Source organism: Microbacterium sp. EB106-03-03-XG65 (genome assembly GCF_058791955.1).
On the sequence record NZ_JBYTEB010000001.1, the window covers coordinates 710,411 to 720,849 of the forward strand.

Here is a 10,439-nt window from a genome sequence, read left to right on the forward strand (position 1 = left end):
ATGACCTTCAGCTCGACATCGCTCGAGTCCGAAGCCACGCCGGCGGGTGACTCCAGTCTCGCAACGACACTGGAGTCACCCCCGGCCTCTGGCCGGCGGCTGCTTCGCGCGTTCCTGACCGACTGGGGAGCCATGCTCTCCAGCGCCTACATCCTGCTCATCATCCTGATGGCGATCTTCGCGCCGCTGCTGACGATGCTGAGCGGATGGGGCCCATACCAGTTCGACCAGTCGGCGATCGACCCGAACCTCGGCGCCATCCCGATCGGACCCTTCGGCGGCATCAGCGCCGAGCACTGGTTCGGCGTCGAGCCCGGCAGCGGCCGCGACATCTTCGCCCGCATCGCCTACGGCGCCCGCGTCTCGATGACGGTCGCCCTCTCGGCCACGCTGCTCACCACCGTGATCGGCGTCGTGATGGGCCTGCTCGCCGGATACTTCGGCGGACTCGTCGACCTCGTGATCTCCCGCGTCATGGAGTTCCTGATGGCGTTCCCCGCCCTCATCTTCATGATCGCGATCCTCTCGGCCCTCCCCGCCGACAACCGCGTCTTCCTGCTCGTGGTCGTCATCTCGCTGTTCGGCTGGCCGTACCTCGCCCGCATCGTGCGCTCGCAGACGCTCTCGCTCAAGGAGCGCGAGTTCGTCGAGGCCGCGAAAGCATCCGGAGCGACCAGCGTGCGCATCATCTTCCGCGAGATCCTGCCCAACCTGCAGTCCACGATCATCGTCATGGCGACTCTCGCGGTGCCCGGCTACATCGGCACCGAGGCGGGGCTCTCGTTCCTCGGCGTCGGCGTGGTCCCGCCCACTCCCAGCTGGGGACAGATGATCGCGGCGGCCACCCCCTGGTACGCCGTCGACCCGATGTACTTCGTGATCCCCGGTGCGTTCCTCTTCCTCCTCGTGCTGTCGTTCACGACCCTGGGCGACCGCATCCGCACCATCGCCACCAGTGGGGAGGCCCGCTCATGATCCGCATCGTCGGCTCACGTCTGCTCGGCATGCTCGTCGTGCTGTTCCTTGTGACGCTGTTCACCTACGCGATCTTCTTCCTGCTCTCGGCCGACCCCGCCGTGCAGATCTGCGGCAAGAACTGCACGCCCGAGCGCATCGAGCAGATCCGCCTCAACCTCGGTCTCGATCAGCCGTTCTGGACCCAGTTCTGGGGCTACGTCGGCGGCCTGTTCACCGGCCGCACGTTCACGGTCGCGGGTGCCGCGGTCGAGTGCGCGGCTCCGTGCCTGGGCTACTCGTTCCAGACCAGCCAGCTCGTCGGCGACATGATCGTGCAGCGACTGCCCATCACCGCGACCATCGCGATCGGCGCGGCCATCCTCTGGCTGCTCGGCGGCGTGGTCGCCGGTGTGCTCAGCGCGGTCAAGGAGGGCAAGTTCCTCGATCGCTTCTTCGCGGGGCTCACTCTCGGCTCGATGTCGATCCCGAACTACGTGCTCGCCCTCGCGCTGCAGTTCATCTTCGTGGTGGCGCTCGGCTGGCTTCCGTTCCCGCAGGCCGTGAAGTTCTCGGACGACCCGGTGCAGTGGTTCCTCAACTTCATCCTCCCGTGGATCGTCCTGGCGGTCGGCTACGCAGCGGTCTACACGCGCCTCACCCGCGCGAACGTGATCGACACTCTGCAGGAGAACTTCGTGCGCACGGCGCGCGCGAAGGGACTGCAGCCCGGGCTCGTCTGGCGCCGCCACGCACTGCGCCCGGCGCTGACCCCGATCGTCACGATCTTCGGAATGGACGTCGCGGGCCTGCTCGGCGGCGCTGTGATCACCGAGACGGTGTTCGGCCTGAACGGCGTCGGCAAGCTCACCGCCGACTCGATCACCGCCAACGACCAGCCGGTCATCATGGCCGTCACCCTGCTGTCGGCGTTCTTCGTGATCATCGGCAACATGGTCGTCGACCTGCTGTACACCGCGATCGATCCGCGCGTCAGAACGGGGGCCACCGCATGAGCGGCATCCAGAACAGCACGCCCGAGGGCCGGATGCCGGAGGGCCGGATGCCGGAGGCACCCCCGCTGCTGTCGGTGCGCGACCTCACCGTCTCGTTCCGCACGGCGCAGGGCCCCGTGAGCGTCGTGAAGGACCTCGAGTTCGACGTGCCGCGAGGCGGCGCGCTCGGCATCGTGGGCGAATCCGGATCGGGCAAGTCGATGACGAGCCTGGCGATCATGGGCCTGCTGCCCAAGGGTGGCACGGCCACCGGATCGGTGACCTTCGACGGCACCGAGCTGCTCGGCATGCCCGAGCGCGAGAAGCGGCGCATCCGCGGCGACCGCATCGCGATGATCTTCCAGGATCCGCTGTCGTCGCTGAATCCCTATTACAAGGTCGGCACGCAGATCGCCGAGGCGTATCTGTCGCACCGCAGCGGAGTCTCGCGCAAGCAGGCGCGGGCCGTCGCGATCGAGGCGATGGAGCGCGTGCACATCCGCGACGCCGCCCGCCGCGTCGACCACTACCCGCACCAGTTCTCGGGCGGCATGCGCCAGCGCATCATGATCGCGATGGCGCTCAGCATGGAACCCGACCTGATCATCGCCGACGAGCCGACCACGGCGCTCGACGTGACGGTGCAGGCGCAGATCCTCGACCTGCTCGACGAGATCCGCGACGAGACCGGCGCGGGCCTCATCCTCATCACCCACGACCTCGCGGTCGTCAGCGAGGTCACCGATCAGATCGTCGTGATGCGTGCGGGCGAGACCGTCGAGCGCGGCGACGTCGAGCAGGTCTTCAGCGACCCGCAGGCCGACTACACGCGCCGCCTGCTCGACGCGGTGCCGCGCATCGACGACGAGATCGGAGTGCTGCGCACGACCGAGATCACGGTGCAGAACGGGAGAAGCGCATGATGACACCCACCACACCCCTGTTCCGCGGCACCGATCTGGTGAAGGAGTTCGCCTCGGGCTCGGCCGGTGTGCTCGGAAAGTCCAAGACCTTCCGCGCCGTCGACAACGTCTCGCTCGAGGTGCACCGCGGCGAGACGCTCGCGGTGGTCGGCGAATCGGGATCGGGCAAGTCGACGACCGCGCGACTCGTGGCCCGGTTGATGGATGCCACCAGCGGGAAGCTCGAGTTCGAGGGCGCCGACGTGACCCGCGCGAAGGGCTCCGAGCTGCGGGAGTTCCGTGGCGCGGTGCAGGTGATCTTCCAGGACCCGTACTCGTCGCTGAACCCCAAGCACACGGTCGAACGCCTGGTGACGGCGCCGCTCGTCTACCAGGGTCGCAAGATCCCGGGCGGCGCGCGCGCGTTCACGCGTGAGCTCATGGAGCGCGTGGGCCTCAACCCGATGCACTCCGAGCGCTACGCCTCGCAGTTCTCGGGCGGGCAGGCGCAGCGCATCGGCATCGCCCGGGCGCTCGCGGTGCGGCCCAAGCTCGTGATCTGCGACGAGGCGGTCTCGGCCCTCGACGTGTCGGTGCAGGCCCAGGTCATCAACCTGCTGCGCGACCTGCAGTCCGACGAGGGCTTCGGCTACCTCTTCATCGCGCACGACCTCGCCGTGGTCCGTCAGATCGCCACGCGAGTGGCCGTGATGTCGCAGGGCGCGATCGTCGAGACGGGCATGCGCGACGAGATCTTCGAGCGCCCCGAGCACGAGTACACCAGGACGCTGCTGCAGGCGGTTCCGCGCATCAACCCCGAGTGGGATGCCCGACGCCGGCGGGCCGAAGCCGCACGCGCGGGCCGGAACGCGGATGCGGTCACCCCGGATGCGGCACCGGATGCGGCGGCGTCGACGAACGCCCCCGCCTCGACCTCGGAGGAGACCCGATGACCCGCACCGCGATGACCGCGACTCCGACCGCGCAGTACATGCTGCCCGGCATCCGCGTGCGGGAGTACCGCACCACCGTGCCGCTCGACTGGAACGCCCCCGACGGCGAGACGATCGAGCTGTTCGTGCGCGAGCTGGTGGATCCGGCATCCGACACCGCCGAGCGCCCGCTGCTGACGTATCTGCAGGGCGGACCCGGCGGGGCGAACCCGCGTCCGCTCGGCCGCGACGGGTGGATCGACGAGGCGCTGCGCGACTACCGCGTGGTGCTCGTCGACCAACGCGGCACCGGCCTCAGCACCCCGGTGGATGCCGAGATCGTCGCCGCGCGCGGCGAGGCGGGCGGCGAGTACCTGGCATGCTTCCGTGCGGACTCGATCGTGCGCGACCTCGAGCATGTGCGCGCCTCTCTCTACGACGGCCGCCGCTGGGCGACGCTCGCGCAGAGCTTCGGCGGCTGGATCACCATGACGTATCTGTCGTTCGCGCCCGAAGGGCTGACCGCGAGCTACGTGTGCGGCGGGGTACCGGGCATGCCGCCCCGCGCGAGCGAGGTCTACCGCCGCACGTTCGACCGCGTCGAGGCCAAGACGGCCGAGTTCTACCGCCGCTACCCCGACGACGAGGCAGCGGTCGCACGCATCGCCGACCGACTGGCCGACGGAGACGTTCGCCTGCCCGACGGCGACGTGCTGACCGTGCGACGCTGGCAGTCGCTCGGCATCGACTTCGGCATGAAGCCCGGTTTCGAACGTCTGCACTGGCTCGTCGAGAAGGCCTTCATCGAGCCCGACCGTCTGTCGCCCGCGTTCCTGCAGGACGTGATGGCGCTGTCGTCGAGTGCGGGCAACCCCCTGTTCTGGACCCTGCAGGAATCGATCTACGGCGATGAGCACAGCGGCGCGACCGCGTGGGCGGCGCAGGCCGAGCGCGAGCAACGTGCGCAGTTCGACGAGACCCGCCGACCGCTGCTGTTCACGGGCGAGATGGCGTTCCCGTGGATGTTCGACGACGTGCGTCTGCTGCGCGGCTTCCGCACCGCGGTCGACCAGCTCGCCGCCAAGACCGACTGGTCGCCGCTCTACGACCGCGCTGCTCTGCAGCGCAACGAGGTGCCGGTGGCGGCGGTCATCTACTTCGACGACATGTACGTCGACGCCGGTCTGCAGCTCGAGACGCTGAAGGGCGTCGGCAACGCGCAGTACTGGGTGACCAACGAATACGAACACGACGGGATCGGATCGGGCCGCACGCTGACGCGCCTGAGAGGACTCGTGAGAGACCGCGGAGGAGAGCGCGCATGAGCCACACCACCACCCCGTCCCGCCCGCCGTACGCGGGAACCCGTTACCCCCGGCTGGCGCAGATCCCCGCCTTCCGCGAGTTCATCGCGCAGGGCTGGGACGACGTGCCCACGCGCCCCGACCTGCCGACCGGCACCGCGCAGGCCGCCGCCGCGCACCGCGAGCGACTGAGTGCGGCGATGCCCGGTCAGACCCTGGTGCTGAGCTCGGGCATCGCCCCGGTGCGCAACGACGACTCGTCATACGGGTTCCGCGCCGACAGCAGCTTCGTCTGGGCGAGCGGATGCCAGGTCGAAGACGCCACACTCGTGCTGTGGGCACGCCCCGGTGGCCACGACGCCGTGCTCTACATGCCCGCGCCCTTCCGCCCCGGCGACGACGGCTTCTTCAGCAACGCGCTGCACGGCGAGCTGTGGGTCGGACCCTCGGCGGGCCTCGCGGAGTGGGCCGACGAGCTGCAGATCACGGTCGAGCCGATCGAGGCTCTGCCCGCCCGCGCCGCCGACCTGCGCGGTGCGCTCGCCGCCCGTTCGGCTGCAGCGCTCGCCGCCGCGCACGACCTCGAGATCTCGGACGATCTCGAGCGCACGCTGTCACGCCTGCGCATGATCAAGGACGAGTGGGAGATCGGTCAGCTGCGACTGGCGATCGACGCGACCGTCTCGGGCTTCGCCGCGGTGGCCGCCGAGATCCCGCGCGCGATCTCCGACGGCCTGGGCGAGCGCTGGCTGCAGGGCACGTTCGACCGGCACGCCCGCACGCACGGCAACGGACCCGGATACTCGACGATCGTCGGCTCGGGCTCGCACGCGCCGATCCTGCACTGGGTGCGCTGCGACGGCCCGATCCACCCCGACCAGGCGCTGCTGCTCGACATGGGCGTCGAGGCGCGCTCGCTCTACACCGCCGACGTCACGCGCACGGTTCCCGCCGAGGGCACGTTCAGTGCGGCGCAGCGCGAGGTGCACGACCTGGTCGAGAAGGCGCACCGCGCCGGGCTCGCGCAGATCCGTCCCGGCACCGCCTATCTCGACTTCCACTTCGCCTCGATGCAGGTCGTGGCCGAGGGCCTGCACGACTGGGGGCTGCTGCCGGTGTCGGTCGACGAGGCACTGTCGCCCGAGGGGCAGCAGCACCGCCGGTACCTCGCGTGCGGCATCGGCCACCACCTGGGCCTCGACGTGCACGACTGCAGTCAGGCGCACTACGAGGACTACATGGGTGCCGACCTCGAGCCGGGCGTCGTCATGACGGTCGAGCCGGGCCTCTACTTCCACGCCCACGACCTGACCCTGCCGCCCGAGCTGCGCGGCATCGGCGTGCGCCTCGAAGACGACATCCTCGTCACCCCCACCGGCTCCGAGGTGCTCTCGGACGCGCTCCCGATCGATGCCGCGGGCATCGAGGAGTGGACACGGCGGCAGTGGAGCGCGCGATGACTGTCAGGTCGGCATCGGGCATCCTCTCGTCGGCTCCGCTGCGGCCCTTCCCGCTCGATCGCGTGCAGATCGGCGACGACAGCGTCTTCGCGCGAGCGAAGAACCAGATGCTGCACCTGGCGCGCGTGTATCCGGTCGATCGGCTGCTCGCCGTCTTCCGCGCGAACGCCGGACTCGACACCCGGGGCGCGCAGGCGCCCGGCAACTGGGAGGACTACGGCCACCCGCGCGAGCAGGCGTGGGGCGAGCACGACTACCCGGGCCGAGAGAACGCGCAGACCGCCAATCTGCTGCGCGGTCACTATGCCGGTCACTTCCTCTCGATGCTGTCGCTGGCCTCCGCGGGCGAGCGCGATGAGGCACTGCGCGCCAAGGTCGACGAGTTCGTGGCAGGGCTCGGCGAGGTGCAGCGCGCGCTCGCCGCGACCGGCCGCTACTCGCACCCCGGCTTCCTCGCCGCCTACGGAGAGTGGCAGTTCTCGCGGCTCGAAGACTTCGCGCCTTACGGCGAGATCTGGGCGCCGTATTACACGACCCACAAGATCATGGCCGGCCTGCTCGACGCCTACGAGCTCACGGGCAGCACCGAGGCGCGCGACATCGCCGTGTCGATGGGGCACTGGGTCGCGCACCGGCTGACCCGCCTCGATCACGAGCGCATCCAGCGCATGTGGTCGCTGTACATCGCCGGCGAGTACGGCGGCATGAACGAGACGATGGCGCGGTTGAGCGTCGTCGCCGACGAGCCGCTCTTCCTCGACGTCGCGCGGCTCTTCGACCAGGACGACCTGATCGCGGCCGGCGCCGAACATCGCGACGTGCTCACCGACATGCACGCGAACCAGCACCTGCCGCAGCTGATCGGCTACCTGCACGAGTACGACCTCACGGGCGAGCGCCGCTACCTCGACGCCGTGCTGGGCCTGTGGGATCAGATCGTGCCGGGCCGCACATACGCGCACGGCGGCACGGGCGAGAGCGAGCTGTGGGGCCCTCCCGGCACGGTCGCGGGAGATATCGGACACCGCAACGCCGAGACCTGCGCCACCTACAACCTGCTCAAGATCGCGCGGCACCTGTTCGCCCTCACCCGTGAGGCGCGGTTCATGGCGTACTACGAGCGGGGGGTGCTGAACCACATCCTCGCGTCGCGACGAGACATCGACTCCGACACGAGTCCCGAGGTCGCCTACATGTTCCCCGTGAACCCGGGCACAGTCGCCGAGTACGACAACATCGGCACGTGCTGCGGCGGTACCGGGCTCGAGAACCACGTCAAGTACCAGGACACGATCTTCTTCACGTCCAGGCACTCGGATGCGGATGCGGATCAGGATGCCGAGCTGTGGGTCAACCTGTTCACGCCGGCCACGCTCGACTGGCGCGAGCAGCGCGCGACGGTGCGACTGCAGAGCACGCAGCCGCTCGGGGGCGTCAGCGAGCTGCGCATCGACGGTGACGACTTCGTCGACGGCACCACGCTGACCCTCCGCATCCGGGTGCCCGAGTGGGCCGTCGAGACGCCGACACTCAGCGTGAGCGGCGCGACCACCGGTGAGGCGATCACCGCTCCGGTCGACGGCGGATACCTGGTCGTGCGCCGGCCATGGTCGCGCGGCGAGGTGCTGCGCATCGAGACCCGTGCCGCGCTGCGCGCCGTGCCGACGCCCGACGACCCGGCGCTGCAGTCGATCGAGTTCGGGCCGTCGGTGCTGGTCGCACGCTCGGATGCCACGACCACCCTCGACCTCGCGCTCGCTCAGCGACGCCGGCTCGACGGTTCGGTGCGCGCGGACGCCGACGGCGCGGTCGACGCGGGCGCTTCTGCGGAGCCGGTCGAGGCCGCGCTGCGTGCAGACCGTGCCGTGCACATCGCCGGCGTGCGGTTCGAACCGGTCTGGACAGGGAGCGACGCGCGGTACCACATGTACGTGCGGGCCTCCGGAGCCGACATCGGGTTCGTGGGTGCCGAGACGGCCGTGCCGGTGCGTGCTCGCCACGACGGCACCTCGCTGCTCGACGACGTGTGGCGCGAGCCCGCGCCGCGCACTCGCGGCGAGTTCCTCGACCGCGTCGGAGAGACGGCCACGGCCGCCCGCCGCGACGGACTGCTCTCGCAGAGCGAGCTCGTCGAGGTGCTGCGCGCGGCGGCCCAGGCCGATGTCGACGGCCACGGCCTGCACCCGGGTGGCACGGTGGTCGAGACCGACACCGGCTCCGCGGCAGACACACGCGCCGCGGCAGACACACGCGCCGCAGCAGACACCGTGACCTGGCGCGAGAGCGCCGACGCCGACGGCATCCGCGTGGTCGAGTGGTTCGTGCCCCGCGCGCTCGCCGATGCGCCCATCGCGCCGGCCGTCGCGATCACGACCACGGCGCTGCCCGCCCCGTCGGGCTGGTTCACCGAGGTCCCCCTGATCACCGTCACCGCCGACGACCTCGCGGGCGTCGGCGGCCTGCATGTCGAGGTGTCGCTGGGCGAGGGGGAGTGGATGCCGTACACGGCGCCGTTCCCGCTGCCGGGTGACGGCGAGCATCGCGTGCGCGCGCGGGCGACCGACGCTTCGGGCGCGGTGGGTCACGCCGCGCGCGACATCGCCGTGGACACCGGGGCGCCCGTCTCGCGGGCCACCGTGCGGCGGCTCGGATCCAGCGTCGAGATCACGCTGACCGCCACCGATGAGGTGTCGGGCGTCGAGCGCATCCAGTGGGAGGGTCCCGGCACGTTCTGGGCGACGTTCCAGGAGGCCTTCGTGCGTGCGCTCTCTGACGACGAGCAGGTCATCGAGTTCGCGGCCACCGATAGGGCAGGCAACGAAGAGCCTCGTCAGCGGCTGATTCTGCCGGCTCGGGGAGCCGACTCGTGAAGGATACCGGCGGGTCATGGACAGGACCGGTTCCGCCGACTAACATTGCAATTGTACTCACCACTCACTCTGGTGCCGAGGGGCGCCGACAGCACAGGAGTTCTGACTCATGACCGAAAAGAAGCCGTGGCACGGCGTCAACCTCGCCACGACCCTGCCGATCAATCCCGATCTCTCCGTCAACTACGACGCGTATGCCGAGCACATCCGCTTCACCACCGACAACGGTGTGACGGGCATCATCCCGAACGGCTCGCTCGGTGAGTACCAGACGCTCACCGAGGAGGAGCGCAAGCGCGTGTACCTCACCGCGGTCGAGGCGGCGCCCGAGGGCGTGGCCGTGATCCCCGGTGTCGGCGCCTACGGAGCGCTGGAGAGCGTGCTCTACACCGAGCACGCCGCCGAGCACGGCGCCCCCGCGGTCATGCTGCTGCCCCCGAACGCGTACCGCGCGAGCGATGACGAGGTCGTCGACCACTACCGCCGCGTGGCCGCCGTGGGCCTGCCGATCCTCGCGTACAACAACCCGATCGACACCAAGATCGACCTCCGTCCCGAGCTGCTCGCGCGCCTGTTCGACGAGGGCCTGATCGTCTCGGTCAAGGAGTTCTCGGGAGACGTGCGCAACGCCTACGCGATCCGCGAGCTCGCGCCGGGCCTCGACATCTCGATCGGCTCCGACGACGTCGTGCTCGAGCTCGGCATCAACGGCGCGGTCGGCTGGGTGGCCGGCTACCCCAACGCGATCCCGGCATCGACCGTCGAGCTCTACAACCTCTCGACCTCGGGCGACCCCGCCAGCTGGGCCAAGGCGCACGAGATGTACCGCGACCTGCACCCGCTGCTGCGCTGGGACTCGAAGACCTGGTTCGTGCAGGCCATCAAGCTCTCGCAGGAGGTCGCGGGTGTCGCCCCCGCCGGCATCACGACGCGCCCGCCGCGCCTGCCGCTTCCCGACGACGTGCGCACGCGTATCATCGCCGACACCGAGGCCGTTCTGGCCAAGGGCTACCGCTGATCCG

Annotated in this window: 8 protein-coding genes; all 8 read left to right on the forward strand. The window is 69.9% G+C overall.

The genetic code is table 11. The annotated features are described in order from the left end of the window. The 8 genes from AC3WS6_RS03410 to AC3WS6_RS03445 all read left to right on the forward strand — a co-directional run bounded on the left by AC3WS6_RS03410 (window position 1) and on the right by AC3WS6_RS03445 (window position 10,435). On the forward strand, window positions 1-975 hold the full coding sequence (locus AC3WS6_RS03410; RefSeq protein WP_492499667.1) for an ABC transporter permease: 975 nt from the start codon (window positions 1-3) through the stop codon (window positions 973-975). Further along, window positions 972-1,970: an ABC transporter permease gene (locus AC3WS6_RS03415; protein WP_492499668.1), complete on the forward strand. Its 999-nt coding sequence runs from the start codon at window positions 972-974 to the stop codon at window positions 1,968-1,970. Before AC3WS6_RS03410 ends, AC3WS6_RS03415 begins: the two co-directional genes overlap by 4 nt. Next, window positions 1,967-2,872, forward strand: coding sequence for an ABC transporter ATP-binding protein (locus tag AC3WS6_RS03420; RefSeq protein WP_492499669.1), 906 nt, complete (start codon window positions 1,967-1,969; stop codon window positions 2,870-2,872). The genes AC3WS6_RS03415 and AC3WS6_RS03420 overlap by 4 nt, the downstream gene beginning before the upstream one ends. Further along, window positions 2,872-3,804: an ATP-binding cassette domain-containing protein gene (locus AC3WS6_RS03425; RefSeq protein WP_492499670.1), complete on the forward strand. Its 933-nt coding sequence runs from the start codon at window positions 2,872-2,874 to the stop codon at window positions 3,802-3,804. Before AC3WS6_RS03420 ends, AC3WS6_RS03425 begins: the two co-directional genes overlap by 1 nt. After that, entirely contained in the window at window positions 3,801-5,108 is a 1,308-nt protein-coding gene (locus tag AC3WS6_RS03430) for an alpha/beta fold hydrolase (RefSeq protein ID WP_492499671.1), read from the forward strand. The genes AC3WS6_RS03425 and AC3WS6_RS03430 overlap by 4 nt, the downstream gene beginning before the upstream one ends. After that, complete coding sequence (locus tag AC3WS6_RS03435) at window positions 5,105-6,547, forward strand: aminopeptidase P family protein (RefSeq protein ID WP_492499672.1); 1,443 nt, start codon at window positions 5,105-5,107, stop codon at window positions 6,545-6,547. The genes AC3WS6_RS03430 and AC3WS6_RS03435 overlap by 4 nt, the downstream gene beginning before the upstream one ends. After that, window positions 6,544-9,417: a beta-L-arabinofuranosidase domain-containing protein gene (locus AC3WS6_RS03440; RefSeq protein WP_492499673.1), complete on the forward strand. Its 2,874-nt coding sequence runs from the start codon at window positions 6,544-6,546 to the stop codon at window positions 9,415-9,417. Before AC3WS6_RS03435 ends, AC3WS6_RS03440 begins: the two co-directional genes overlap by 4 nt. Before the next feature lie 109 nt (window positions 9,418-9,526). After that, on the forward strand, window positions 9,527-10,435 hold the full coding sequence (locus AC3WS6_RS03445) for a dihydrodipicolinate synthase family protein (RefSeq protein WP_492499674.1): 909 nt from the start codon (window positions 9,527-9,529) through the stop codon (window positions 10,433-10,435). The last annotated feature ends 4 nt before the right edge of the window (window positions 10,436-10,439 follow it).